General features: G+C 64.7%; 26 protein-coding genes. 15 read left to right on the top strand and 11 right to left on the bottom strand.

All coding sequences use genetic code 11. The features are described from left to right. Positions 1 to 73 precede the first annotated feature (73 nt). A complete protein-coding gene (locus AB7532_RS20565) occupies positions 74 to 1207 on the bottom strand; it encodes a glycosyltransferase family 4 protein (protein ID WP_441236566.1) in 1134 nt (377 codons plus the stop codon). 204 nt (positions 1208 to 1411) lie between these two features. Between AB7532_RS20565 and AB7532_RS20560 the strand changes: the two genes are divergently transcribed. Continuing rightward, positions 1412 to 3694, top strand: a complete 2283-nt coding sequence (locus tag AB7532_RS20560; RefSeq protein WP_441236565.1) for a GumC family protein — start codon at positions 1412 to 1414, stop codon at positions 3692 to 3694. 154 nt (positions 3695 to 3848) lie between these two features. Here the strand turns inward: AB7532_RS20560 and AB7532_RS20555 are convergent, their stop codons facing one another. Further along, the gene (locus AB7532_RS20555) at positions 3849 to 5030 is read right to left on the bottom strand and encodes a GNAT family N-acetyltransferase (RefSeq protein ID WP_441236564.1); all 1182 of its coding nucleotides are present in this window, start codon (positions 5028 to 5030) and stop codon (positions 3849 to 3851) included. A gap of 127 nt (positions 5031 to 5157) precedes the next feature. On the opposite strand from AB7532_RS20555, the gene AB7532_RS20550 reads away from it, so the two are divergent. Continuing rightward, positions 5158 to 6201: a polysaccharide deacetylase family protein gene (locus AB7532_RS20550; protein WP_441236563.1), complete on the top strand. Its 1044-nt coding sequence runs from the start codon at positions 5158 to 5160 to the stop codon at positions 6199 to 6201. On the opposite strand, the gene AB7532_RS20545 is transcribed toward AB7532_RS20550, so the two are convergent. After that, on the bottom strand, positions 6191 to 6412 hold the full coding sequence (locus AB7532_RS20545; RefSeq protein WP_441236562.1) for a DUF2842 domain-containing protein: 222 nt from the start codon (positions 6410 to 6412) through the stop codon (positions 6191 to 6193). The two genes, AB7532_RS20550 and AB7532_RS20545, sit on opposite strands and share 11 nt — an antisense overlap. 103 nt (positions 6413 to 6515) lie before the next feature. Between AB7532_RS20545 and AB7532_RS20540 the strand changes: the two genes are divergently transcribed. Continuing rightward, complete coding sequence (locus AB7532_RS20540; protein ID WP_441236561.1) at positions 6516 to 7598, top strand: COX15/CtaA family protein; 1083 nt, start codon at positions 6516 to 6518, stop codon at positions 7596 to 7598. Here the strand turns inward: AB7532_RS20540 and AB7532_RS20535 are convergent, their stop codons facing one another. The 4 genes from AB7532_RS20535 to AB7532_RS20520 form a co-directional block, all read right to left on the bottom strand. After that, on the bottom strand, positions 7599 to 7943 hold the full coding sequence (locus AB7532_RS20535; protein ID WP_441236560.1) for a hypothetical protein: 345 nt from the start codon (positions 7941 to 7943) through the stop codon (positions 7599 to 7601). It lies immediately after the preceding gene. A gap of 106 nt (positions 7944 to 8049) precedes the next feature. Beyond that, positions 8050 to 9330 (bottom strand): O-acetylhomoserine aminocarboxypropyltransferase, encoded by a 1281-nt coding sequence (locus tag AB7532_RS20530; protein ID WP_441236559.1) that lies wholly within the window; start codon positions 9328 to 9330, stop codon positions 8050 to 8052. 127 nt (positions 9331 to 9457) lie between these two features. Next, a complete protein-coding gene (locus AB7532_RS20525; RefSeq protein ID WP_441236558.1) occupies positions 9458 to 10042 on the bottom strand; it encodes a CoA-binding protein in 585 nt (194 codons plus the stop codon). A gap of 122 nt (positions 10043 to 10164) precedes the next feature. After that, positions 10165 to 10989 (bottom strand): enoyl-CoA hydratase, encoded by an 825-nt coding sequence (locus AB7532_RS20520; protein WP_441236557.1) that lies wholly within the window; start codon positions 10987 to 10989, stop codon positions 10165 to 10167. A gap of 86 nt (positions 10990 to 11075) precedes the next feature. On the opposite strand from AB7532_RS20520, the gene AB7532_RS20515 reads away from it, so the two are divergent. The 6 genes from AB7532_RS20515 to AB7532_RS20490 all read left to right on the top strand — a co-directional run bounded on the left by AB7532_RS20515 (position 11076) and on the right by AB7532_RS20490 (position 14767). Further along, positions 11076 to 11504, top strand: coding sequence for a PaaI family thioesterase (locus tag AB7532_RS20515; protein ID WP_441236556.1), 429 nt, complete (start codon positions 11076 to 11078; stop codon positions 11502 to 11504). 158 nt (positions 11505 to 11662) lie between these two features. Next, a complete protein-coding gene (gene rplM, locus AB7532_RS20510) occupies positions 11663 to 12127 on the top strand; it encodes a 50S ribosomal protein L13 (protein WP_247503193.1) in 465 nt (154 codons plus the stop codon). Positions 12128 to 12129: 2 nt separating this feature from the next. Further along, positions 12130 to 12609: a 30S ribosomal protein S9 gene (rpsI, locus tag AB7532_RS20505; RefSeq protein ID WP_247443245.1), complete on the top strand. Its 480-nt coding sequence runs from the start codon at positions 12130 to 12132 to the stop codon at positions 12607 to 12609. A gap of 229 nt (positions 12610 to 12838) precedes the next feature. After that, positions 12839 to 14059, top strand: coding sequence for a diguanylate cyclase (locus AB7532_RS20500; protein WP_441236555.1), 1221 nt, complete (start codon positions 12839 to 12841; stop codon positions 14057 to 14059). Between the two features lie 72 nt (positions 14060 to 14131). Beyond that, entirely contained in the window at positions 14132 to 14368 is a 237-nt protein-coding gene (locus AB7532_RS20495; protein WP_441236554.1) for a hypothetical protein, read from the top strand. Between the two features lie 102 nt (positions 14369 to 14470). Beyond that, positions 14471 to 14767 (top strand): antibiotic biosynthesis monooxygenase family protein, encoded by a 297-nt coding sequence (locus tag AB7532_RS20490; RefSeq protein ID WP_014494819.1) that lies wholly within the window; start codon positions 14471 to 14473, stop codon positions 14765 to 14767. A gap of 16 nt (positions 14768 to 14783) precedes the next feature. On the opposite strand, the gene AB7532_RS20485 is transcribed toward AB7532_RS20490, so the two are convergent. Further along, positions 14784 to 15935, bottom strand: coding sequence for an AI-2E family transporter (locus tag AB7532_RS20485; protein WP_441236553.1), 1152 nt, complete (start codon positions 15933 to 15935; stop codon positions 14784 to 14786). A 137-nt stretch (positions 15936 to 16072) separates the two neighbouring features. Between AB7532_RS20485 and AB7532_RS20480 the strand changes: the two genes are divergently transcribed. Both AB7532_RS20480 and AB7532_RS20475 read left to right on the top strand, forming a co-directional pair. Then, on the top strand, positions 16073 to 16777 hold the full coding sequence (locus AB7532_RS20480; RefSeq protein WP_441236552.1) for a hypothetical protein: 705 nt from the start codon (positions 16073 to 16075) through the stop codon (positions 16775 to 16777). 91 nt (positions 16778 to 16868) lie between these two features. Next, positions 16869 to 17642 carry a gamma-glutamyl-gamma-aminobutyrate hydrolase family protein gene (locus tag AB7532_RS20475; protein ID WP_441236551.1) on the top strand — a complete coding sequence of 258 codons (774 nt, stop codon included), beginning with the start codon at positions 16869 to 16871 and terminating at the stop codon, positions 17640 to 17642. A 256-nt stretch (positions 17643 to 17898) separates the two neighbouring features. On the opposite strand, the gene AB7532_RS20470 is transcribed toward AB7532_RS20475, so the two are convergent. Continuing rightward, positions 17899 to 18876 carry a GlxA family transcriptional regulator gene (locus AB7532_RS20470; RefSeq protein WP_441236550.1) on the bottom strand — a complete coding sequence of 326 codons (978 nt, stop codon included), beginning with the start codon at positions 18874 to 18876 and terminating at the stop codon, positions 17899 to 17901. A 150-nt stretch (positions 18877 to 19026) separates the two neighbouring features. Between AB7532_RS20470 and AB7532_RS20465 the strand changes: the two genes are divergently transcribed. Together AB7532_RS20465 and AB7532_RS20460 are read left to right on the top strand one after the other, a co-directional pair. After that, entirely contained in the window at positions 19027 to 19290 is a 264-nt protein-coding gene (locus AB7532_RS20465) for a tautomerase family protein (RefSeq protein WP_441236549.1), read from the top strand. A 156-nt stretch (positions 19291 to 19446) separates the two neighbouring features. Next, positions 19447 to 20559: an asparaginase gene (locus AB7532_RS20460; RefSeq protein WP_441236548.1), complete on the top strand. Its 1113-nt coding sequence runs from the start codon at positions 19447 to 19449 to the stop codon at positions 20557 to 20559. A gap of 73 nt (positions 20560 to 20632) precedes the next feature. On the opposite strand, the gene glnA is transcribed toward AB7532_RS20460, so the two are convergent. Beyond that, positions 20633 to 22042, bottom strand: coding sequence for a type I glutamate--ammonia ligase (gene glnA, locus AB7532_RS20455; RefSeq protein ID WP_441236547.1), 1410 nt, complete (start codon positions 22040 to 22042; stop codon positions 20633 to 20635). A 150-nt stretch (positions 22043 to 22192) separates the two neighbouring features. After that, positions 22193 to 22531, bottom strand: coding sequence for a P-II family nitrogen regulator (locus AB7532_RS20450; RefSeq protein ID WP_007603495.1), 339 nt, complete (start codon positions 22529 to 22531; stop codon positions 22193 to 22195). Between the two features lie 383 nt (positions 22532 to 22914). Here AB7532_RS20450 and AB7532_RS20445 point away from each other — a divergent pair, with 383 nt between their 5' ends. Then, complete coding sequence (locus AB7532_RS20445) at positions 22915 to 24414, top strand: NAD(P)H-hydrate dehydratase (RefSeq protein ID WP_441236546.1); 1500 nt, start codon at positions 22915 to 22917, stop codon at positions 24412 to 24414. A gap of 297 nt (positions 24415 to 24711) precedes the next feature. Then, positions 24712 to 25677, top strand: coding sequence for an IS110 family transposase (locus AB7532_RS20440; RefSeq protein WP_441233770.1), 966 nt, complete (start codon positions 24712 to 24714; stop codon positions 25675 to 25677). Positions 25678 to 25730 lie beyond the last annotated feature (53 nt).

Genomic DNA, 25730 nt, shown 5'->3' with positions numbered 1-25730 from the left:
CCGGGCGAGCATCCCCTGGCACCTGGATTATCGGACAAATCGGAAGATTCTCTAAAGCGGGTCTTAAGAATGGTTAGTGATTGGTAAATGCGTCGCGATAGCCCGCGAGCACGCCGTCAACCATCGCCTGCTGGGAGAAATGCGCGGAGATGCGCTCGCGCAACGAGGTCGCGCGTTGCGCAGTTCCCTGCGGATCGTCGAGCGCGGATGCGATCGCTTCGGCCATCGCCTCGGCGTTGCTCGCTGCGAACAAAGCGGGGCTTTCCGGCCCGAAGATCTCGGGGATGCCGCCGACGCGCGCCGCGATCATGGGAATGCCGGCAGCGCCGGCCTCGATCACGACGTAGGGCATGGAATCGCCGCGCGAGGGGACGACCAGCAGCCGCCCCTTGGAAAAGCCGTAGCGCGCCTTGACGTGGCCGATGAAGCGGATGGCGCCGGTGAGGCCGAGCTTCTCCACCTGCGCCTTCAGGGCTGCCGTCTCTTCGCCGTCGCCGCCGAGCGTCAGCGTGACTTTCTTGCCGCCTTCGTGCAGGCGCGCCACCGCGTCGACCAGCAGATCCGCGCCCTTGATGTGCCTGAATTCGCCGACATAGGCGAGATCCGTGGCGTCATCGGCGGTGACAACAGGCTCGAATTCCTCCGGCGTCACGCCATTGAAGACGCAATGGACCACGCCCTTGGGCGTGCCGACGATGCGCTGATAGGTGTCGCGGGCAAACGCGCTCTCGAACAGGAACAGGTCCGTCGCATCCATCAACGTACGTTCGAGCCGGGCGTAGAACTCGCCCTTCAATGTGTTGAGCGGATAATGCAGCGAGCCGCCGTGCGGGGTGTAGATGCGGATGGTGTCGGCCGAGCGTCGCCGCATGCGGACGAAGGCGCCCGCCTTGGCGCCGTGGCCGTGCAGGACGTCGGGCTTGAGCGCGCCGATCAGGCGCCGCATCCGCAGCCACACCAGGACATCGTCAGGCGAGGGTTCGCGGCGGATCGCGAGGCGATGCACACCGAGCTTCAGCCGCGGTGCGAGCTCGGCCAGTGCCTTGTCCGCGCGTTCGCCGCCGGTGAGGCTGTCGGCGAGAATTCCGACGTGGTGGCCGCGATCGACCTGGCCGTTGGCGAGGTCGAGGATGTGGCGGATGATGCCGCCCACGGGCGCGCGGACGGCGTGCAGGATGCGGAGCGGCCGGTCGGGAGAGGGGGGCATGATCAGAACCAGCGCGGCGTGCGGCGAATGCTCGAACAAGTCTCGAAATATCGAGATGGATTAAGAGCCCTCGTGGTTAACAAACGGTGACGAGCGCGCGCATGCGCGGACGTGTCGCCGCGCGATTAACCCAGCGGCAACCTTAATGGAGTGTAATCGCCTCGGTTGAGGTAGAGTCGCAGCGTTGCCCTGCGGGAGTGTTCGATGCGTTTAGCGTTCTGGCGTGCCGGCAAGGACAAGGCTGTGATCGAGCGGGCGGTGTCGAAGCCGAAACCCGAAGCCAGGGTGGCTGAAGCCGCGCCCAAGGCCGAAGCAAAACCTGCATATGTTGTTTCGAAGCCGGCGCCGGTGGAATCAGGCGACATCGATTTGCACGCGCTTGGCGGCGCGCTCGCCCGCAAGCGCGGCTGGATCATCGTGCCGACGGTGCTCGCGCTCGTCGCCTCCATCGCCATCGTCAATCTCGTCACGCCGCGCTACAAGTCGGAATCCCGCATCCTGATCGACGGCCGCGAGAACGTATTCCTGCGTCCGAGCAGCGACCGCAGCACCGAGGAGCGGCAGGCGCTCGACCCCGAGGCTGTGACGAGCCAGGTGCAGCTGGTGCTGTCGCGCGATCTCGCGCGCGAGATCATCAAGAAGAACAAGCTTGCGGAGCGGCCCGAATTCGATTCGGTCCTGCAAGGCGTCTCGCCGCTGAAGTCGCTGGCGGCGCTGATCGGCATCGGCCGCGATCCGTTCTCGATGACGCCGGAAGAGCGCGTGCTCGACGCCTATTACGATCGCCTCCAGGCCTATGCCGTCGACAAGTCACGCGTGATCGTGGTCGAATTCCAGTCGGCCGATCCCGAACTCGCCGTCCGCGTCGCCAACTCGATCGCCGACGGCTATCTCGTGCTGCAGCAGAATGCGCGTCAGGAACAGGCGCGCAATGCGAGCCAGTGGCTTTTGGGCGAGATCGAGAACCTGCGCAAGAAGGTCTCCGATGCCGAAGCGAAGGTCGAGGACTTCCGCTCCAAGTCGAGCCTGTTCATCGGCACCAACAACACCACGCTGTCGAACCAGCAGATGGGCGAGGTCAACACCCAGCTCAACAATGCGCGCTCGATGAAGGCGGATGCGGAATCCAAGGCGCGGCTGATCCGCGAGATGCTCCAGAGTGGCAAGCCGATCGAGTCGTCGGAAGTTCTGAACTCGGAGGCGTTGCGCACGCCGTCGGCGCAGCGCGTGGCGCTGCGGGCGCAACTGGCGGAACAATCCTCGACGCTGCTGGGCAATCATCCGCGCATCAAGGAACTGAAAGCGCAGCTCACCGACCTCGACACCCAGATCCGGGACGAGGCCGCCAAGATCGCCCGTTCGCTGGAGAACGACGCCCGTTTCGCCAGCGGCCGGGTCGCAGAGCTCACGGTAAGCCTCGAACAGCTCAAGAAGCAGGCGACCTCGACCAACGGCCAGGACGTCCAGCTCCGTGCGCTGGATCGTGAAGCCAAGGCCCAGCGCGACTTGCTCGAGACGTATCTTGGAAAGTACCGCGAGGCCAGCACCCGCGAGAGCATCGACACCGCGCCGGCGGAAGGCCGCATCATCTCGCGTGCGATCGTCTCGAACACGCCGGCCTATCCGAAAAAGCTGCCGATCGTGCTGATCGCGACGATCGCGACGTTGCTGCTGTCATCCGGTGTCGTCGTCACCGGCGAGCTGCTGCGCCAGACCGCGCCCCGCGCCGTGGCTGCGTTCACGCCGGCGCCGCTGCGTCATGAGCCGGTCGTCCAGCCGGACCTCGAGCCGATCGTCGAGCCAGTCGTGGATCCAGTCCTGGATCCAGCGTTGGCCGAACCCGCGCCGCTTCAGCCGCAGATGACTGACGATGCCGAGCTCAGCGAATTTGCGGAGATCGAACATCTGGCCGAGCGCCTTCGCGCCGCAGGCCCGGGCGCGAAGAAGGTGACCGTGCTCGGCACGGCTTCTGGCCAAGCCATCACGCTGTCGACGTTGACGCTCGCCCGATATCTTGCGCGCGACGCCCGCGTCGTGGTGGTCGATCTTGCGGCGTCCTCGCCGACCATTGCGGCGGTGTCCGTCGATGCGTCGGCTCCCGGTCTTGCCGAATTGATGCAGGGTGAGGCCTCGTTCGCGCAGGTCATCACCCGCGACAAGCTCTCGCGGTTGCATCTGGTCATGGCCGGCCGTCCCGGCTTCGACCGCAGCCTGCTTCAGTCGCCGCGCGTGACGCTTGCCGTCGATGCGCTGCTCCGCGCCTACGACCATGTGCTGCTGGATGCCGGCAGCGCCTCGGACCTCCCGGCGGAACTGCTGACGGCGCATGCCCGCGCCGTCGTGGTCCCCGATGCGTCGATGGCACAGGACGCGCGCACGCTGATGTGCGAGCAGCTCCGGGCCGTCGGCTTCGGCGAGGTGACGATGCTGAGCAAGCCGGTGCAGCCGTCGAATGCGGCGGATACGCTGCGCGTGGTGGCGGCGTAGGCGGTCTTGCCCTCTCTCCTTGCGGGAGAGGTCTTTCCACGCGTTCGGAATCGTAGGGTGGGCAAAGGCGCTTTTGCGCCGTGCCCACAACCTTTCAACGATTGCGGCAGACGTGGGCACGCTACGCTTTGCCCACCCTACGAGACTGCGAGGTCTACCCGAACGCCTGCCGCAGCCTGCGCGCAAGGTCGAACAGCATCTGGTTCTGCTTCACCAGCCGCTTGCCGTGGCTCAGCGACGACATCGCCATCGCCGCAAGCTTGCCGCGGGAGGTCAGGGGCACGAAGCTGTCGAAGATGGTTTCGTCGTCCTTGCAGAACATCCGCTTGTACTCGTCCGAGCCGATGCCGAGATCCAGCGAGCGGTAGCCGCGCTCGGCGTAGCGGTCGATGATGTAACGCATCAGGATCAGCCCGGGGCTGTAGCGGGCGTGCTCGGACATCGTGTAGGTGTTGAACATCATCGAGAAGCGCTGACCGTCGGCGACGCCGGCGAAGATCGCGATCACTTCGTCGTCGCATTCGAGCGCGTGGATGTCGATGACGCGGCCTTCGCCGCGCGGCGCGAGGCATGCGCTGCGGATGAATTGCTCGACACCCGGCTCGGCGAAGACGTTCGGCAGCTTCTGCTCGGCCATCCGTGCCGGCTTGACCCGGAAGAACCAGTCGAGCAGGCGGGTGACGTCCTCATCCGTGGTGGCAAGGTGATAGCGGTAGCCGGCCAGCGCCTGAAGCTTCTTTTCCTTGCTCTTGAGGCGACGACGAAAGGAGTTGCTGATCCGCGATGCCGGCGGGCCGCCGGGCTCCATCGCCAGCAGCGGGCAGCCGTTGATCGCGCTCTGCCGTGGCAACAACGCAAGCGGGTTCTGCTGGTCGTGCCAGCGCAGCGGCTGCTGCGTCAGGCAAAGCACGTCGGCATGCGCGTGCAGCGGCGCAAGCAGCGCATCGAGATCGGCGGTGACCGTCTGCCGGGCGAACTCGGCGTTCCACAGGCCCATGTTGAAGGTGGTGTGCTTGCCGCCCATGAAGCAGGCCGTGCGCACGCCGTGGCTCTGACGCAGCGAGAGCGGCAGCAACAGCAGCGGCTGCCGCTCGGCATCGCGACCAATGACGATGAAGGGGCGGGCGCCTTCGTGGTGGCCGACGAGCCGTTGCCACGGGCTCAACAGGTCGAAGCGCTGGTAGGGTGTGAAGAGGTGGCCGCTGTCTTCGAGGGCGCGCCAGACTGCCTCGGCCTCGCCGAGATCGGTGACGACATCGACATGCGCGAGCCGGCTCGCTTTCGACCGCGCAAGCAGGTCTGCCGTCCGGCTTTGCATCGCCGCAGCCATGGTCATTCGAAACCTGTCGAGAAAACGAAAAATACGTATTTCGGCCTGGGGCCGACCTTTGCAAAGAAATGTCAACAAAGGGTAATGACTATGGTCGAGGGAACAAGCTGCCGGCGCAGGCGAAGGTGGGATATTGGCATCCGACGACAGATGGCTGGAGCGGTTGCGGCTCGAGCTGGCCTGGTTCACCGGCCAGGCCGCATTGCGCAGCCGTGGTGCCGGCACCATCCTGCGTTTTACCCATGTGCGGCCGCGCCGAAGCGGTGCGTTCCAGCCGCTGCGCGAGAACGAGATCAGTCCGCAATTCCTCGACCGCGCCATTCGCGCGCTGAAGCGGTGGGGCTATGACTTCCTCGGCATGGACGAGGTCTGCCGCCGCGCGGTGACGCTGCCGGAGAAGCGGCGCTTCGTGGCGCTCACCTTCGACGGTGCGAACAAGGACCTGATCCGTTTCGCCTATCCGGTGCTGGTGCGTCACGCCGTGCCGTTCACGATCTATGTCCCCACCGCGTTTCCCGACGGCGTCGGAGAGGCCTGGTGGCTCGGGCTCGAGCAGATGATCGCGCGCGAGAGCCGCATCAGCCTGATGATGGGCGAGAAGGAGCAGCGTTTCGTCGTCACCGACCATGCCGAAAAGCAGGCGCTGTTCGCGTTCGTCGAGAGCTGGCTGCGCTCGCTGCCGCCGGCGGATGTGTCGGCCGCGATCGCCGATCTCTGCACGCGCTACCGGATCGATCTCGCCGCGCTCTCGCGCGAGGCGTCGATGGATTGGGAGGACCTTGCAGCGCTTGCGGCCGATCCACTGGTCACGATCGGCAGTGCGACGGTGAACTATCCGGTTCTCGCCAACATGAAGGACGCAGGCGCGCTCCGCGAGATGTCGATGGGCAAGGCGGTGGCGGAATCGGCCTTCCACCGCGAGATCAGGCATCTGGCCTTTCCGTTCGGTGATCGCGCCTCGTTCCGGCGCAACCACGTCGTGATGGCGGAGGAGGCCGGCTTTGCCAGCGCCGTGTCGACGATCCCGGGCATCGTGGATTCGGAGGGGCGGACCAATTTGCGCGCGTTGCCGCGGATTTCCTGGGATGGCCGGATACGTTCGCTGCGCATGCTGCGCGTGCTGGTGTCGGGTACAGCCTTTGCGCCGGTCAAGCCGACGGGCAGCGTCACGAACTAGATTTCACGCGATCCGGCCGCTGCATCCAGCTCACGATCGGCATCGCCGGCAGCACCCAGCCCATGCCGACCACCACGTAATAGATCGCCTGACGCCAGCCGGACTCGGCGATCCAGGGCATCTGCGCGGCCGCCATGCCGAGCAGGGCCCAGACGGTGACCAGCACCAGAAGCAGGATGGCGCCGAGGAACTTGCGGGTGCGGATCGTCATGGCGGGGACTAGCGGCTTTCGCGTAACTTGCGCTGCGGAAGCGGGGGACTATAAGGGGCACGCAGTCCGGTTCAAGCCTTCAAGTCCTGGTTTTGCCCCTGAAATGACGACGATTTCCGCCCCAATCAATCCCCATCGCGCCGTGCGCTGGTGGCTGATCTCCGTGGCCGCATTGATCGCGCTGATGGTGCTGGTCGGCGGTGCGACGCGGCTGACGGAATCCGGCCTCTCGATCGTCGAATGGAAGCCGGTCACGGGCAGCGTCCCGCCGCTGACGGATGCGGCGTGGACCGATGCCTTCGAGGCCTACAAGAAGATCCCGCAATACCGTGAGCTCAACGCCGGCATGAGCCTGTTCGAGTTCAAGGAGATTTTCTGGTGGGAATGGAGCCACAGGTTTCTCGGCCGCTTCATCGGCGTCGCCTATCTGCTGCCGTTCCTGTTCTTTCTCTGGCGCGGCGGTCTCTCGGGTGAGCTGAAGCGGCGGCTGTGGCTGCTGTTCGCGCTCGGTGGCCTCCAGGGCGCGGTCGGCTGGTGGATGGTGGCCTCGGGTCTCACGGAGCGCGTCGAAGTCTCGCAATATCGGCTGGCGACGCATCTGATGCTGGCACTGCTGATCTTCGCCGGCATCGTCTGGACGGTGCGGCGGCTCAAGGAGCGGCCTCAGATCGCAGCACCCGCGCGGTTGCGCTTCACCAGCGTGCTGCTCCTCGCGGTGACCCTGGTGCAGATCTATTTCGGCGCGCTGGTCGCGGGTCTGCGCGCCGGGCGCGCCTACAACACCTGGCCGCAGATCGACGGTGCGTTCATTCCCTCGGCGGACCGGCTGTGGTTCGAGACGCCGTGGTGGCGCAACATGTTCGACAACGTGCTGACGGTGCAGTTCGAGCACCGCATGACCGCCTATGCGCTGTTCGCGCTGGCGGCGCTGCACGCGATCGACGCTGTCCGTTCGCGCGCGGGAGCGGCGGCAAGCGGTGCGGTCTGGCTGTTCGGGGCGGTGAGCGTTCAGGCGGTGCTCGGCATCCTCACGCTGCTGAACCAGGTGCCGATTGGCCTTGCGCTCGCGCATCAGGCAGTGGCGATCGTGGTGCTGACGCTTGCCGTGATGCAGGTGGAGCGGCTTGCGCTACGGCAATCTGCCGAAGCGCAGCCGCACGCGGTTCCGGTGAGCCAGGCCGGCTGATCAGCAATAGCCGTAGATGCCGCACGAGTAGGGCAGGCGCCAGAAATAGTCGACCTGCTTCCCGCCGTAATACGAGCCTTGATAATCGTAGTCCCAGGGGCGGCCGTAATAGCCCGGCAGGGTGTGTGCGCCCGGCAGCAGCGGCGTGCCCGGCAGGTTGCGGATGTAGCTGCCGACGCCATAGGCTGGCGAGATCAGCGCATCCGGATCGGTCTCGACATAAACCTTGGGCGGCTCCTGCGGCGGAGCCGCGGCGCGGCGCTTCGGCGTTGCGGGCAGGTCGGCGGCGACGGCTGTCGTGATTGTCAGCGCGACCGCAAGGGCAGGCACTATCCAGCGCAGCATCGTCGGCTCCGAATCAAAAGGGCGATCCAAAGACGATGTATGGGGCTGACATGGTTAATGACTGTTAACCGGGGCGCATTTTCTGCGCCCCGGCAGGACCGGACGACTACGCGCTCAGCGCCTGTTCCAGGTCGGCAATCAAATCTTCCTTGTCCTCGATGCCGATCGAGAGCCGCACCACATCGGGGCCGGCGCCTGATTTCACCTTGGCGGCGTCGTCGAGCTGGCTGTGTGTGGTCGAGGCCGGGTGGATCACCAGCGAGCGGGTGTCGCCGACATTGGCCAGATGCGAGAACAGCTGGAGTTTCGACACCAGATTGACGCCGGCGTCGTAGCCGCCCTTCAGGCTGAAGGTGAACACGGCGCCCGCGCCCTTCGGCGCATATTTGCGGGCGAGCTGATTGTACTTGTCGCTCGCCAGGCCTGCATAGCTGACCGAGGCCACTGCCGGATGGCCGGCGAGGAATTCGGCGACCGCTTTCGCATTCTCGCAGTGCTTCTGCATGCGCAGCGGCAGCGTCTCGATGCCGGTGAGGATCATGAAGGCATTGAACGGCGACAGCGCGGGGCCGAGGTCGCGCAGGCCGAGCACGCGGCAGGCGATCGCGAAGGCGAAATTGCCGAAGGTCTCCTGGAGGCGGATGCCGTGATATTCCGGCCGCGGCTCCGACAGCATCGGATATTTGCCGCCGGTCGACCAGTCGAAGGTGCCGGCATCGACGATGATGCCGCCGAGCGAATTGCCGTGGCCGCCCAAAAATTTCGTCAGCGAGTGAACGACGATGTCGGCGCCGTGGTCGATCGGGCGGATCAGATAGGGCGAGGCCAGCGTGTTGTCGACGATGAGCGGCACGCCCGCCTTGCGCGCGACCGTCGAGATCGCTTCGATGTCGGTGATGCTGCCGGCGGGGTTCGCAATGGACTCGATGAAGATCGCCTTCGTGCGCGGCGTCACCGCGCGCTCGAAGCTCGCGATGTCGTCGGGATCGGCCCACACCACGTTCCAGCCAAAGCTCTTGAACGCATGCGTGAACTGATTGATCGAGCCGCCATAGAGCTTTCGCGCGGCGATGAACTCGTCGCCGGGCTGAAGCAATTGCTGCAAGATCACGACCTGCGCGGCGTGGCCCGAGGCGACCGCAAGCGCGGCCGTGCCGCCTTCGAGCGCGGCGACGCGCTCTTCGAGCACCGCGTTGGTGGGGTTGCCGATGCGGGTATAGATGTTGCCGAACGCCTGCAGGCCGAACAGCGAGGCGGCGTGGTCGGCGTCGTTGAAAACGAACGAGGTGGTTTGATAAATCGGTGTAGCGCGCGCACCGGTGGTGGGATCGGGCTGTGCACCGGCATGCACGGCGAGGGTCGAAAATCCCGGAAGGCGATCGCTCATTGGGGGCGTCCTGTTCTCGTGGTCTGAAATCGCGCGGCATGCTGATCGGCGCCGCGGCTGCCGTCAAGCCGCCGCTTCACATCTCAACGCTACGATTGTCACGTTCGCGCAGCGGAAATTTATTGCGTCAGCTTTGTTCGGTCTTGTTTTTTGCAGCGCGATCCGAGGCCGCGGTGTCGCCGCCGCCGACACTCATCCGATTGAGGGACAGACGCATGCCCTGTGTCGGCGCCGGCGCGCGCTTGGAACTCAGGGTACGCGAATTCACGCCCATCCAGGAAATCTCGGACGACAAACGGCCATATTCGATCTTGGGGCAGCGGTTCATCACGACCTGGATGCCGACCGATTCCGCTTTCGCAGCCGCCGCGTCATCGCGGGCGCCGAGCTGCATCCAGATCACTTTCGGCAGCGGATCGAGCGTGATCGCCTCTTCGACGACGGGCATGATGTGGCTGGAATTGCGAAAGATGTCGATCATGTCGATGGGATGATCGATGTCGGAGAGCGAGGCGACGAAGGGTTTGCCGAGCAGCTCCTTGCCGACATGGCCGGGATTGACCGGAATCATGTCGTAGCCGCGCTGCGCCAGATATTTGAAGGCGAAATAGCTCGGCCGCACATTGACCGGCGAGGCGCCGACCATCGCGATCGACTTCACGCTGTTGAGGATGGCGCGGATGTAATTGTCGGGATAGGCGTCGTGGTTCATCTTTTTCTTTCTCTGACCCTCATGGTGAGGAGCGCGGCACGCGCGTCTCGAACCATGAAGCCACAGTCGGGCCTCTATCCTTCGAGACGCCGCGTTACGCGGCTCCTCAGGATGAGGAGTGACTACTCATCCCGCCATGACGGCTCGCGCTTTTCGATGAAGGCGCCGATGCCTTCCTCGGCGTCGCGCGCCATCATGTTCTCGGTCATCACCTCTGCCGCATAGCGATAGGCGTCGGCAAGGCTCATCTCGGCCTGGCGATAGAATGCTTCCTTGCCGAGCCTCACGGTGTAGGCCGATTTGAGCGCGACCTGTTGTGCAAGCTCGATCGCGGCGCCGAGTTCGGAGCCGGCGGGCACCACGCGGTTGACGAGGCCGATCTCGCGGGCGCGATCGGCCGTGACAGGCTCGCCCGTCAGCAGCATCTCCATCGCCTGCTTGCGCGGCACGTTGCGCGACAGCGCCACCATCGGCGTTGAGCAGAACAGGCCGATGTCGACACCCGGCGTCGCGAACTTCGCGTCCTCCGAGGCGATCGCGAGGTCGCAGCTTGCCACGATCTGGCAGCCGGCTGCGGTCGCGATGCCCTGCACGGAGGCGACCACGGGTTTCGGCAGCTGCACGATCGCCTGCATCATCGCACTACAGGCGGTCATCATCTCGGCGAAGAAGGCACGGCCGCGATCCGGGTCGGCGCGGCGTGCGGTGAGCTCCTTCATGTCGTGCCCGGCGGAGAAGGCAGGGCCGTTGGCGGCGATCACGACGCCGCGGATCGCCTTGTCGTCGCGGATGTCATCGAGGGCGGCATGCAGGGTGGCGATCATCGCCGCCGACAGGCTGTTGCGTGCGGCCGGCCGGTTCAGCGTCAGGACCGCGATGCTGCCGATGGTTTCACGCAGCAGAATTGGCGGTTGCGGGGAGGGGGCGCGGGCGGCCTGGGCGGGCATCGAAGCGTTTCCAGTTGGATTATTGCGTTTGGATGACGCAGATAACTTAATGTAACAGGGGACGTGAAGCGAGGGTGAGGCGAAGCATGGCGTTAGCGAAAATGAGCGTGGCGGAGGTCGAGCAGTTTCTCCGTGTCGAGTTTCCACAGGCCTTCAGCGGCGACGACATTACGATCGAGAGCGCGGACGGCCAGACCTGCCTGCTGCGGCAGCGCTACAGCGAACGGATGCTGCGGCCGGGCGGAACCGTATCCGGCCCGACGCTGATGGCACTCGCGGATTTCGCGATGTACGTGGTGCTCCTGTCCGCCATCGGCCCGGTCGGGCTCGCGGTGACCACCAATCTCAACATCAATTTCCTGCGCAAGGGCCAGCCCGGGCAGGATGTGCTGGCGGAGGCCCGGCTGCTCAAGCTCGGCAAGCGCCTGGCGGTCGGGGAGGTGAAGCTGCTGTCCGGTTCCTCGCCCGATCCCATTGCCCATGTCACCTCGACCTATTCCATTCCAAATGTTTGAGCTTTTTGCAGGTAATATCGCACCATATTTTTAAGTCATTGATATCGCTGAAATAAATTACATCTTTGGGCATTGACCGTTGCGCGTCTCTTCTCTAGAAAATCGCGCAGTCCGGTGCGGTGTTCGCGCCGATGCTCCCCGTCCACGGAAACTCTGACATGAAAACCTTTTCGGCAAAGCCGGCTGAGGTGACGAAGAAGTGGGTGCTGATCGACGCCAAGGGTCTGGTCGTCGGCCGCCTCGCCACCATCGTCGCCATGCGCCTGCGCGGCAAGCACCTCCCGATCTACACCCCGCACGTTGATTGCGGCGACAACGTCATCATCATCAACGCGCAGCATGCGGTCCTCACCGGTCGCAAGCGCGAGCAGAAGACCTATTACAAGCACACCGGTTATGTCGGCCACATCAAGGAGCGCACCGCGCGCCAGATCCTCGAGGGCAAGCATCCCGAGCGCGTGCTCGAGAAGGCCGTCGAGCGCATGATCCCCCGTGGTCCGCTCGGTCGCGTGCAGATGGGCAACCTCCGTGTTTACGGCGGCGCCGATCATCCGCACGAGGCGCAGACGCCCGAGAAGCTCGACATCGCGAAGTTGAACCGCAAGAACACGAGGGCCGCATAATCATGGCCGAATCCATTCAGTCGCTCGACCAGCTCTCGCAGCTCAAGACGGCGGCGTCGCCCGACGCGCCCAAGCACGAGAAGAAGGTCGACAAGTTCAACCGCGCCTACGCCACCGGCAAGCGCAAGGACGCGGTCGCCCGCGTCTGGATCAAGCCGGGCGCCGGCAAGGTCACGGTCAACGCGCGTGAGGTCGAGGTCTATTTCGCCCGTCCCGTGCTGCGCATGATGATCGAGCAGCCGTTCTCGGTGGCCGCGCGTTCCGGCCAGTACGACGTGATCTGCACGGTTGCCGGCGGCGGCCTGTCCGGCCAGGCCGGCGCTGTCCGTCACGGCATCTCCAAGGCTCTCACCTATTTCGAGCCGGAGCTGCGCACCGTGCTCAAGAAGGGCGGCTTCCTCACCCGCGACTCGCGCGTGGTCGAGCGCAAGAAGTACGGCAAGGCCAAGGCCCGCCGGTCCTTCCAGTTCTCGAAGCGTTAATCGCTTCGGTCACATTCGCCGCGAAAGCGGCTTCAATGAGATGCAAAAGGGCGCTGATTCAGCGCCCTTTTTTGCTGTTCGTTTGTACGCAAATTGATGGCGTGTTTCCCGAAAACTTGGGGGCCCGTGAAAACCTGAATGGAACCCGCGAGACATAGCGTCGCATTTGGAAGGGCGCGCAAGTCGGCTGGGCCGATCGCGTAACTGCTATGACTTGAAGGGGGCCGACATGACGTCGCTCGATAGCATCACGCTCTATTTGGTCGCCACGATGGTCGCCGCATTGCTCGGCGCCATGATGGTGTTTTTCGGCAGGCAGGAGAACAGTCCCGCGCTGAAATGGTGGGGCACTGCGTATCTGCTGGGTGCGGCCTCAGTCGCGCTGTGGACTGCGGCGGGCGACAAGCTCGGTCCGCATCTTTACCTTGCGCTGAATGCGGTCGGCTTCGTTGCCTGCGGCATGGTGTGGAACGCGGCACGCGTCTTCCATGGCCGCAAGCCGAACTGGCCGGGTCTTCTCGTCGGCGCGCTCGCCTGGGCCGCTGCCGTTACGCTGCTCGATCCCGCTGCGTCCATGCTGCGCATGATCGTCGGTGCGGGCATCGTCTCGGTCTATGCGGCGCTGACCGCGAGCGAGCTGTGGGTCGAGCGGCGCAAGAGCCTGCAAAGGCGCTGGCCGGCTTTCGTGGTGCCGGTGATGCACGGCTGCGTCCTGATGCTGCCGATCGTCCTCGGCAGCTTCCTGCGTCCGAATGATGCCGGCTTCTCCGGCAGCATCTGGGTTACGGTGTTTGCCGTCGAACTGATCCTCTATGCCGTCGGCACCGTGTTCGTGATCTTCATGCTGGTGTCCGAGCGCACGGTGACCGCGCACCGGACCGCCGCGTCCACCGATCCGCTGACCGGCATGCTCAACCGCCGCGGCTTCTCGGAAGCCTGCGGGCGTGTGATCGAGCGCGAGGCCAAGGCCGGCCGTCCCGTCACCGTGATGATCTTCGACATCGACCATTTCAAGTCGATCAACGACCGCTTCGGCCATCCCGCCGGCGACGAAATGCTGAAGCTGTTCTCGACCGTCGTCGTCAGCAATCTGCGCATGACCGACATGTCGGGCCGCATCGGCGGCGAGGAGTTCGCAGCGCTGCTGCCGTGCTCGCTGGAGGAAGGCGTGCTGGTTGCCGAGCGCGTGCGCGAGGCGTTCGAAACATCCGGCGTCGTGGTCGATGAAGGTCCGGTCGACACCACCGTCAGCATCGGCGTCGCCGGCGGTCCGGCCGGGACCGAGCTCGAAGTGTTGCTGGCTTCGGCCGACACCGCGCTCTACCAGGCCAAGCGCGGCGGCCGTAACCGCGTCGAGGCGGCGGAAGAGCTGCCGCTGTCGCTGGAGAACTGGCGCCGCCAGAGCGCCGCGCGGATCGGTGCGCCGCAGGCACGCCCGGCCACAGCCTGACGCGAAAGCCCTTGAGCGGAATGGCGCCTGCGGTAATCCCCTGTTTACCATTCGATCCCTACCATTGCGGTCATGGAATCGATCCGTCGACAGAACCCGCAGGCTGCCCTGATGTCGCTCGAAGCCCACGCGGCTTCGGCACGCGGGGGCTTTGCCTGTCTGTTCTCCACCGCGGATGAATACGAGAGCGCGCTGATCACCGAGCGCCGCGCGCAGGGGCGCTACACGCAAGGACGCAGCTACTGGCCGCTCGCGCTGTTCATCGGTTGCGCGTTGATCGTGGCCGGCACGGCGCTGTTGTTCGCCTGAGCGATCTGCATTTTTTGACCGGTCAGGGCGCCGTTTCGGCGCCTTTTTCTTTGCCCGCGTCTGCGGTAGACACGCCCATCGAACAAGAAAGGGTGGAAACCGATGATCACCGAGATCGCGCAAATCGACGTCAAGCCGGGCAGCGAGAAGGACTTTGAGGCCGCCGTCGCCAAGGCCAAGGCCGCCTTCGGCAGCTCCAAGGGCTTTCACGGCTTCGAACTGCACAAGTCGATCGAGAAGCCGCAGCGCTACCGCCTGATGGTGAAATGGGCGACGCTGGAGAACCACACCGTTGATTTCCGCGGCTCGGAGAATTTCACCGAATGGCGCGGCCTCGTCGGCCAGTATTTTGCCTCGCCCCCGGAGGTCGAGCACACCGAGACGGTGCTGACGACCTGAGTTATTTCACGACGCCTTACGCCGCCTCCGCGAGGGGCGGCGCCTCATACGTCTTGAAATGGTCGATCATGACCTTGGCGATGGCGACGAGGGGCAGCGCCAGCGCCAGGCCCCAGATTCCGAACACGACGCCGAGCAGGATCTGGAACGCGAACAGCGTCGCCGGCGGGATGTCGAGTGCCTGCCGCTGCAGGATCGGCGTCAGCACATAGCTCTCCATGGCGTGCACCCCCATGAAGAGGATGAAGGCCGACAGCGCCGGAATCCAGCCCGAGGCGAGGCTCGCCAGCACCACGACGACGCCGGCGATGATGGCGCCGACGGTCGGGATGAAGGCGAGCAGGCCGGCCTGAATCCCCAGGATGAACGAGCCGGGGATGCCGATGATGGCAAGCCCGATCCAGGTCACGATTCCGACCGAGATCATCACGACGATCTGTGCGATCAGCCAGCGCTCCAGCGTTTCGCCGATGCGATCGATGATCAGGGCTGCGCGTGCGCGATGTTTGGCCGGTGCAAGGAACAGCAGGCCATCGTGATAGACGCTGGGCTGGGCGGCGAAGGCGAGCCCCAGGAACAGCACGATGAAGATGTTGCCGACGCCGTGGATGGTGCCGAGCAGCAGCTTGAACGTCTGGCTGACGATCGCTCCGCCGCTGGAGGCCAGCGCGTCGGCACCGGGCAGGGGACCGCGCTGCGTCGCTGCCGGCGAAGACGTCGAGTCAGGTGGTGTCGTGGCCGTAGAGTCGGATGCAGCATTGCCGAAATCGAAGAAGCTGGTGTCGATCCCGTGATTGTCCAGGAAGGATTTCACGGTGCCGATCTGCGACTTGATGGTCTTGCTCAGCAGCGAAGCCTGCTCCGCGATGGTGGCGCCGCCGAGATAGGCGACGCCGGCGAGCAGCACCGCAAGGACGGTGCAGACGATCGCGAGCCGCACCGCATGGGGCAGGTGCACGCGGCGACCAAGCGCATTGGTCAGCGCGTTGAGGCCGAGGCCCAGCAGCATGCCCGTGAAGATCAGCAGCAGCGTGGTGGCAAAATACCAGGTGAAGACCAGCGCGGCCGTGAACAGCACGATTCCGATGCCGCCGACCGAGATCGCCCAGGCAAGATCCCGAGCCTGATCGCTGCGGGGCCGGGATCGTTCATCTCTAGAAATGCTCACATGGGATCCTTTATCAGCGCAATATGCACGGCACTCTTTCGGCAAACGCCCTGCCGATCAAGCCCGCGTCAACGCGCTGGTTTGACGCTGCCGCGCGAACGGTGCAGAGCGATGGAAAGAGAACAGGTGGGGGGCGCTTGAGTTTCATCAGCAAATGGGCGGGTCTGCTCGGGCTGCTGGCCGTGATCGTGATCGGCGACCAGATCCGGATCAATCGTCCCGGGCACAAATACCGCCTCACGGTCGAGGTGACGACGCCTGAGGGGATCAAGACCGCGTCCGGCGTCCTGTCTGTCGTGCCCGACCGCAACTACAACCGCAGCGGCCGCACCGTAATGCGCGGAGAGGCGGTATTCGTCGATCTCGGCCAGCGCAAAAACCTGGTGGCATTGCTGGCGCATCAGCAGGGCGGCAAGCTCGATCTCGACGATATCAACTACGTGGCTCTCCGGGCCTTTGGCGCCGCGCGCGGCAACCGGGTCTCGTTCAACGATATCAGCCGGCAGACCGGCATTGTCCCGGTGCAGGGGGAGCTGATCCCCGTGCTCGTGAGCTTTGGCGATGCCAAAGACCCCACCAGCGCGCGCCTTGTCGCCGCCGACCATGCGGAAGCGGTGCTGGGCGATGGCTACGCCATCCGCGGCCTCACCGCCGAAGTGGTGCCCAACGGCGTCTGGCCGATTGATTTCGGCGGGGTGCTCGGGGAACCCGTGACGCGCGGAATCGAGGGGAAATTGCCCTGGCTGACCGCGCCGGGCGATGGGGCAACTACCGCCCTGAAGGGCGCGGACCTCCCCGTCGGGGGCGGGATCGAGGCCCGGGAGGCATTTGCGCGAAAATAGCATTGCCGTCCCGCGATCCCTTCTGTTGAATTTGTTCCATGCTGAGGGCATGTTTGGAGAATCTTCTTAGCGTGGAAGGTCGGAACGGGAGATGAGAAAGCCGGTCGTCGGCGTGATCGGGAACGCCCATCGCGTCGAAAATCGATTTCAGGTCCAGATGGTCGGCGAGCGCAATCTGCGCGCCGTCGCCGAGGTGTCCGGCGGCTTGCCTGTGATGTTTGCGGGCGCGCCTGACATCACCGACCTTGCTGCGCTGCTCGACACCGTCGACGGCATCGTGCTGACCGGCGCCCGCGCCAACGTTCATCCGACCCGTTTCAACGTCGATCCGTGCGAGCGGCACGAGCCCTACGACATTCACCGCGACGAGGTCGCGCTGGCGCTGTCGATCGCCTGCGTGTCCCGCGGCATCCCGCTGTTCGGCATCTGCCGCGGCTTGCAGGAGATGAACGTCGCCTTCGGCGGCTCGCTGCACCCTGAAATCCGCGAAATCCCCGGCCGCATGAACCACCGCATGCCCCGGCTCGAGAACGGCGAGATCCATCCCGATCCGACCGTGGTGTTCGCCGACCGCCACGATGTCGACCTCACGCCGGGCGGCGCGTTCGCGCAACTGCTCGGCTGCGAGAAGATCCGGGTCAACTCGCTGCATGGCCAGGGCATTCTCGACCCGGGCAAGCGCGTGCTGATCGAAGGCATCGCCGAGGACGGCACCATCGAGGCGATCCGCATCGCGGAGGCCCCGACCTTTGCGCTCGGCGTGCAATGGCACGCCGAATACGATCCGCAGCAAAATCCGATCAACCGCAAGCTGTTCGAGGCCTTTGGCGAAGCCATGGTCGAACGCCAGCGCGCGACGGCATAGGCGGTTGGCGCTGACAGGCGCGTCAGGCACGCTCTCACCGCGTCATTGCGAGCGCAGCGAAGCAATCCAGAGTCTTTTCCGCAGCGGCAGTCTGAATTGCTTCGTCGCCAGGCTCCTTGCAATGACGAGGCTGGGGCAACTGCGAAATAAACCAAACGGTAGGAATTGATCCGTTCTGATTTTCACGCTGCCGATTTGTTCTTTGAGAACGAAGTGGAGTCAGATGCAGAACGAAAGCTGATGGCTGCGAGGCGCCTCATGCCGCCCGCTCGATTCGCCGCGCGCGATAAGCCTGCGGCGACATCAGGGTCAGCTTGCGGAACGCCTTGCGAAAGCTGCTTTCGTCCTCATAGCCGGCGGCGCGCGCGATCGTCTTGACCGGCTGCGTCGTCGTCTCCAACAGCGTGCGCGCGTGTTCGACGCGGCGGCGCGTGATGAAGGCCTGCGGCGGCTCGCGCGTGAGCTCCTGAAACTTTCGGTTCAGCGTGCGCTCGCTGAGCCCAAGCGCGTCTGCAAGGCGCCTGACCGTCATCGGGCGTTTGCCGGTGCGGCGAACCAGCAAATCGGCCCTGGTCAGCAACGGGTCCTGCGAGAGCAGATAGCCGACCGGCATGAAGATCGACTGGGTGCGCTGCGCGGTGTCGATGACGACATAGTCCGCGCAGAGCTTTGCGATCTCCTTGCCGTCGACCATCTCGATCAGGCGGAGCAGGAGGTCGACCCACGACATCGGTCCGGCCGCGCAGACGATGCGGTCCGCGACGGTGACGACGGCGTCGGCGGCGAGATCGATCGCGGGATGGCGCTGCCGCAACTCGCCCTGCAGCCACCAGGTGATGGTGGCGCGGCGGTTGTCGAGCATTCCGGCGCCGGCCAACAGGAAGACGCCGCTGCAAAAGGCGCCGATCAGCCGGCCGTTGGCATGCTGCTGCCGCAGCCAGGCGCCGGCACGCGCATAGTGCGGTTGCAGGCGTTCTGCCGTGACGTGATCGACGAGATTGCCGGGGACGATGATCGCGTCGAAGCGAGTGCGTGTGCCGATCGCGCCATCGACCGCGACCATCCTGCCACTGCCGGCGCGCACGTCCTTGCCGTCGAGCGACAGCGTCTGCCAGGTGAAGCGAGGTTTTGCGCCGCTTTGCTGCATCACGTGATTGGCGATCGAGAGGATGTCGGCGACGCCTGAGATCGCCGAATGCATGCAGCCTTCCAGCGCCAGAATTGCGAGTTTCATGGGACCTCCAGCAGATGCCGCGATGCTATCCGATCGCCGCGGGACACGCGTGGCGGAAATTGCCCGATCTCTGTCTTATCCGCCACTGCCTTGCCGGCCGTGCCGGGTCCAGTCTTGCTCTGTCGTCACACGACATGAATGGAGAAAGACATGCCTTACATCACCGTTTCCACCGTCCGCGGCATTCTGGACGCTGCCCAGAAGAAGACGCTGCTCGAGCGCATCACCGACCTGATGGTCGAGGTCGAAGGGCACGGCAGCCCGGATTTCTGCCGCAACGTCTGGGTTCGGATCGACGAGCAGGAGCCCTCGCACTGGTCGCTCGGCGGCCAGCAACCGACCAGCGAGATCATCGCCGGCACGTTCGGTCCGATCGGGGCGGATGGGTTGCGGGTCGCGACGTCGAAGACGTAGCGGCGGGGGGCGGGTCAAGCGAAGCAAGACCTGCCCCGGCGTGACTGGCTGGGGGAAGTCTTGTGAGAACTTTACCCGCCCTGCGTGCGGCCGCCCATCTTCGGCCCTATTGCGCGGTCTCGAATAGCGGGCCCGGGGAAGCAGCAGGAGAATTCCATGACCAGGGACGCCGTCACCTCAGCACGCCACCAGCATCGCCGTCGATGGATGCTTGCCATTCCACTGGTTTGCTTCGCGTTCTGGTCGGGCGGCATTGGCGCGGCGGCGCAGGCCGCAGAGCTGCCGCGCATTCTCGTGCTTGCGACCGGCGGCACCATCGCAGGCCAGGCCGATCCGCGTGCGACGGGCGCGTACAAATCCGGCCAGATCACCGGCGAGCAGCTGATGCAGTCGGTGCCGGGCCTCGACAAGCTCGCCAAAATCAACGCGGAGCAGATTTCGTCGATCGGATCGCAGGACATGAACGACAAGGTCTGGTTCGCGCTGGCCCGTCGCATCCAGGACGCCTTCGACAAGAATGAAGCCGATGGCGTCATCGTGACCCATGGCACGGACACGCTGGAGGAGACGGCGTTCTTCCTCGACAATGTGGTGCGCGGCGACAAGCCGGTGGTCATCGTCGGCTCGATGCGGCCGGCCACGGCAGTCAGCGCAGATGGCCCCGGCAATCTCTACGAAGCGGTGCAGGTGGCCGCCGATCCGCGCTCGCGCGGGCGCGGCGTGATGGCCGTGCTGAATGACAAGATTCAAGGCGCGCGCTCGGTCACCAAGACCAACACCACGAGCATCGAGACCTTCAGTTCAGCCAATGACGGGCCTGTCGGCTATGTCGACACCGCCGGTGGCATCCGCTTCATGGCGCAGGCTCCCGGGTTCAGGCGTACGACCTATCAGCTCCCGGCCGGCGAGCAATTGCCGCGCGTCGAGATCGTCTACTCGCACGCCAACATGGACGCCGTTCCGATCGAGGACGCCATTTCGCACGGCGCCAAGGGCATCGTGCTGGCCGGTGTCGGCGACGGCAACACCTCGAAGTCGGCGCTCGATGCGCTCGAAGCGGCGGCGAAGAAGGGTATCGTCGTCGTCCGCTCCACGCGGGTTCGATCCGGCTTCGTCACAAGGAACGTCGAGGTCGACGACGACAAGAACGGGTTCGTGGTGTCCGAGGATCTCAATCCGCAGAAGGCGCGCGTTCTCACCCAGCTGCTGATCGCCGGCGGCGTGACGGCGTCGGCCGAGCTCCAGAAGGCGTTCACGGCGACGTGGTAGCGGCCCCGCTCCCGAAAACGAAAAGGCGCTCCTTTCGGAGCGCCTTTTGCTTGTCGCGTAGAGTGCGGGCTGCTTAGCCCGAATAGTACATGTCGAACTCGACCGGGTGCGGGGTCATCTCGAAGCGGGCGACTTCGGTCATCTTCAGCTCGATGTAAGCGTCGATGAAATCGTCGTCGAACACGCCGCCGTTCTTGAGGAAGCCGCGGTCCTTGTCGAGGTTTTCAAGCGCCTCGCGGAGCGAACCGCAGACGGTCGGGATCTGCTTCAGCTCTTCCTTCGGCAGGTCGTAGAGGTCCTTGTCCATCGCCGGACCCGGATCGATCTTGTTCTTGATGCCGTCGAGGCCGGCCATCAGCATCGCGGCGAAGCCGAGATAGGGATTGGCGAGCGGATCGGGGAAGCGCACCTCGACACGCTTGGCCTTCGGCGAAGACGTGTAGGGGATGCGGCAGGAGGCCGAGCGGTTGCGCGCGGAATAGGCGAGCAGCACGGGGGCCTCATAGCCCGGGACCAGACGCTTGTAGGAGTTGGTCGACGGGTTGGTGAAGGCGTTGATCGCCTTGGCGTGCTTGATGATGCCGCCGATGTAGTGGAGGCAGGTCTCCGACAGGTCGGCGTATTTGTTGCCGGCGAACACCGGCTTGCCGTCCTTCCAGATCGACTGGTGCACGTGCATGCCCGAGCCGTTGTCGCCGTAGATCGGCTTCGGCATGAAGGTGGCGGTCTTGCCGTAGATGTGCGCGACCTGGTGGATGCAGTATTTGTAGATCTGCATGTGGTCGGCCATCAGCGTCAGCGTGTCGAACTTCATGCCGAGCTCGTGCTGGGCGGAAGCCACTTCGTGATGGTGCTTCTCGACCTTGACGCCCATCTTGGCCATGGCGCCGAGCATTTCCGAGCGCATGTCCTGCACCGAGTCCTGCGGCGGCACCGGGAAGTAGCCGCCCTTGGTGCGGATGCGGTGGCCGAGATTGCCGCCTTCATATTCGGTGTCGGAATTGGTCGGCAGCTCCGAGGAGTCGAGGCGGAAGCCGGTGTTGTAGGGGCCGCTCGAGAAGCGCACGTCGTCGAACACGAAGAACTCGGCTTCGGGGCCGACGAACACGCTGTCGCCCACGCCCATCGACTTCACCATGGCTTCCGCCTTCTTGGCGATGCCGCGGGGGTCGCGGTTGTAGGGCTCGCCGGTGGTCGGCTCGAGCACGTCGCAGGTGATGACCATGGTGGTCTCGGCGAAGAACGGATCGATCGTCGCGGTCACCGGGTCGGGCATCAGGCACATGTCGGACTCGTTGATCGCCTTCCAGCCGGCGATCGAGGAGCCGTCGAACATGGTGCCTTCAGCGAAAATGTCTTCGTCGATCATGCTGATGTCGAACGTGACGTGCTGCCACTTGCCGCGCGGATCGGTGAAGCGCAGGTCGACGTACTTTACGTCGTTGTCCTTGATCGATTTCAGGACGTCTTTGGCGGTCTTCATGCATACCCCTTTTGGCTCTGCGGGTCGGTTTCCAGATGAGCAAATTATTCTCGCTTTTGGCGAGTTTGCGCGACCGCACAAATGAAATCAGGCCGCCGAAGCAGCCTTATTTCTCGTTAGAGTGTCGCAAAAGGCGGGATAGCACCCGGCTTAAATAGCGTCCAGCCCGGATTCGCCGGTTCGGATGCGGATCGCCTCTTCGATATTGGAGACGAAAATCTTGCCGTCGCCGATACGCCCGGTTTGCGCGGCGCGGCGGATCGCGTCGATGGCGCGCTCGACCAGATCGTCGCCGATCACGATCTCGATCTTCACCTTGGGCAGGAAGTCGACGATGTATTCTGCGCCGCGGTAAAGCTCGGCGTGGCCCTTCTGCCGGCCGAAGCCCTTGGCTTCGGTCACGGTAATGCCCTGAAGGCCGACTTCCTGAAGCGCTTCCTTCACCTCGTCGAGCTTGAATGGCTTGATGATGGCTTCGATTTTCTTCACTGCGCGCCTCCGGCCTTGTCGATCAAATAGCAACGTCTTCGTCAGGATGCGCTTCTCTTAACGCACGATCTTGTCTTCGCTATGCCGGGATCCCTGACCAACCCGGCGCCAACGGCCGGCTACACCCTGATATTTTGCCAGTGAGCACGACGAACCGAAGCGGCTTCCTCGAAAGCAGGGTCTATGCCAAGTTGCAGATGCCCTGATTATTGAAGCGTTATCAGCCTTTTAACGCGCATCTCTGATAGGTGGCGCCGACCGGCTTAAAATACCGCAGACTACGAAATAGGCAAACGGTTCGATATCTGTGCAGATCGTTGTTCCGTGGCGCGTGTCGGCACGGAACGTGCCTGTTGAAAAGGCGATTGGACCAGGGAAGTGGCATGGAAGTTCTGACCAACGCCGAAATGCAGCGCGCCGACCAGCTCAGTATTGCGGCAGGTACGCCCGGCTTCAAGCTGATGCTCAGCGCCGGGCAGGCGGTCGCCGAGGCCGCCAACGCGCTGGTGGAGGAGGGGCCGATCCTGATCGTGGCCGGCCCCGGCAACAATGGCGGTGACGGTTTTGTCGCAGCCGCCGAGCTCGCCGCCCAGGGGCGCGAGGTCTCGGTGATCCTGATGTGCGAGCGCGACCAGCTCCAGGGCGATGCGGCTTCCGCGGCGCGCGGTTGGAAGCACCCGGTGCTGCCGTTCAACCCGCAGGCGATCGGACGACCGGCGCTGATCATCGATGCGCTGTTCGGCGCGGGCCTCAGCCGTCCCGTCGACGGCGAGGCGCGCGCGATGATCGAGGCGATCAACACCAATGGCGCGCCCGTGCTCGCCGTCGACCTGCCGAGCGGCATCAACGGCACCAGTGCTGCGGTGCTGGGCGTGGCCGTGAACGCCACCGAGACCGTGACCTTCTTCCGCAAGAAGCCGGCGCATCTGCTGCTGCCGGGACGAATGCATTGCGGGCATGTGCGCGTCGCCGATATCGGGATTGACGCCCAGGTGCTGGACGAGATCGCGCCGCAGATTTTCGAGAACGATCCGGATTGCTGGGGCGCCGCTTTTCCGGTGCCGCGCATCGATGGCCACAAATACGCGCGCGGCCATGTGCTGGCCGTCTCCGGCGATGCCGCCGCGACCGGTGCCGCGAGGCTCGCCGCGCGCGGCGCATTGCGGGCCGGAGCGGGCCTGGTGACACTGGCGACGCCGCGCGATGCGCTCGCGATCAATGCAGCCGCGCTGACCGCGGTGATGGTGCGTCCCGTCGACACCGCGATCGAGTTCGCCGAGCTGCTCGGCGACAAGCGCTACAACACCTGCATGATCGGCCCCGGCACGGGCATCGGCGATCGCACCTGCGATCTCGTCCACACGGCGCTGGCGGCGCAACGGCATCTGGTGCTGGACGCGGACGCGCTGACGAGCTTCGCCGCAAACCCCGAGCGGTTGTTTGAATCGATCAAATCCTCAGGAGACAACGCGGTGGTGCTGACGCCGCACGAGGGCGAGTTTCCGCGCCTGTTCTCCGACCTCAGCAACAAGACCCCCGGCCGCTCCAAGCTCGAGCGCGTCCGCGCCGCCGCCGAGCGCTCGGGCGCCGTCGTGCTGCTGAAGGGACCGGACACCACGATCGCCGCCCCCGACGGCCGCGCCACCATCGCAGCCAACGCACCGCCCTGGCTTGCCACGGCCGGCGCCGGCGACGTGCTCGCCGGCATCATCGCGGGCCTGCTGGCCCAAGGCGTGCCAGCCTTCGAAGCCGCCAGCATCGCCGTGTGGATGCATGGCGAGGCGGGGAGCGAGGCAGGGCCGGGCCTGATCGCCGAGGATCTGACCGAGACGCTGCCGGCGGTGCACCGGCGGATCTATAATGCGATCGGGGTGGAGTACTGAGCTGCCAGGTAGGATGGGTAGAGCGTAGCGAAACCATCATCTCAATCTCGGCGCGATGGCGATGCGTTTCGCTGCGCTCTACCCATCCTTGTATTAGCGCGCTGGGTTAGACTGGCCCCGTTCCGTGAGGAATGGCCCAGCTCGGGCGGCCACCCGAGCTGGGCCGCCGATCGATCGGATCGATACCCATCGAAGCCTTGAGGGCTGTCGTCGTAGCAGGATCGCGGTCGGCACTTCATCGGGACCCGCATGGTTGAACGAACTTTAGGTTCGCATCACAAGGGAGGGTCGAGGAAGATGGCCAAGCGTACCACAATCTGTGCCGGGATCGATACCGGCAAACGGAAGCTCGACGTGGCTCTCGACGGCGGCTCGGAGCAGCTGCAGGTGGAGAACACGACGGAAGGTCATAAGACGCTGTCGGAATGGCTTAGACAACACAAGGTCAAGCGGGTTGGGATTGAGGCGAGCGGCGGCTATGAGCAGCCGATCGTCGCCGAGCTGCGGCGCAAGCGGTTTGTCGTCGTGGTGTTCCAGCCGGCGCAGGTGCGTGCCTATGCCAAATACCGCGGGCAGCGCGCCAAGAACGACCGCATCGATGCCGCCCTGATCGCCGCTTGCACCGCTGCGGCCGAAAAGATCCATCCTGCACCCGATCCGAGATTATCGCCATTTGCCGAGCATCTGACGCTGATCGATCAGATCGGAGAGGATATCGCGCGTCTCAAGAACCGGCTCGAGAGTTGCCGTGATGCACGGATCCAAAGGCTCTGGAAGGAAGAGATCGCCAGCCTGGCCAAACGCCAACGCGTCGAGTTCAAGGCTCTGGTGGCAGCGATCCGCGAGCATTGCGATCTCGCGGCCCGGCTCGATCTGATCTACAGCGTCGGCGGCAGCGGGCTGCCGACTGCGGTCGCCGTCCTGGTACGGATGCCCGAGATCGGCCAGCTCACTCGCGAGCAAGCCGCCGCCCTTGCGGGCCTTGCGCCTTATGACGACGACAGCGGCGCACACATCGGCGCTCGTCACATCGATGGTGGACGCAAACGCTTGCGCCACGCGCTCTATGCTGCGGCGCTGGCGGCGTCTTTCCGCTGGAATCCGCAGCTCATGGACCTTTACCAACGATTGATCGCCGCCGGCAAAGGCCACAAGCGTGCGCTGATCGCCTGCGCCAGGAAGTTGCTCGTGTTCATCAACGCCGTGGTGGCCCGAGGCACTCCTTGGCAAGCTGATGCGCTGCCCGCGGCTCCTGCGGCCTGACGCGTTTCTTTGTTCGATCGGGGCGCCGTTTCTTCGTCCCGACCTGCCATCCC

This window comes from Bradyrhizobium sp. 930_D9_N1_4 (assembly GCF_052076015.1).
Taxonomy (GTDB): Bacteria; Pseudomonadota; Alphaproteobacteria; order Rhizobiales; family Xanthobacteraceae; genus Bradyrhizobium.
This window is presented reverse-complemented; position numbering and strand designations above follow the sequence as displayed.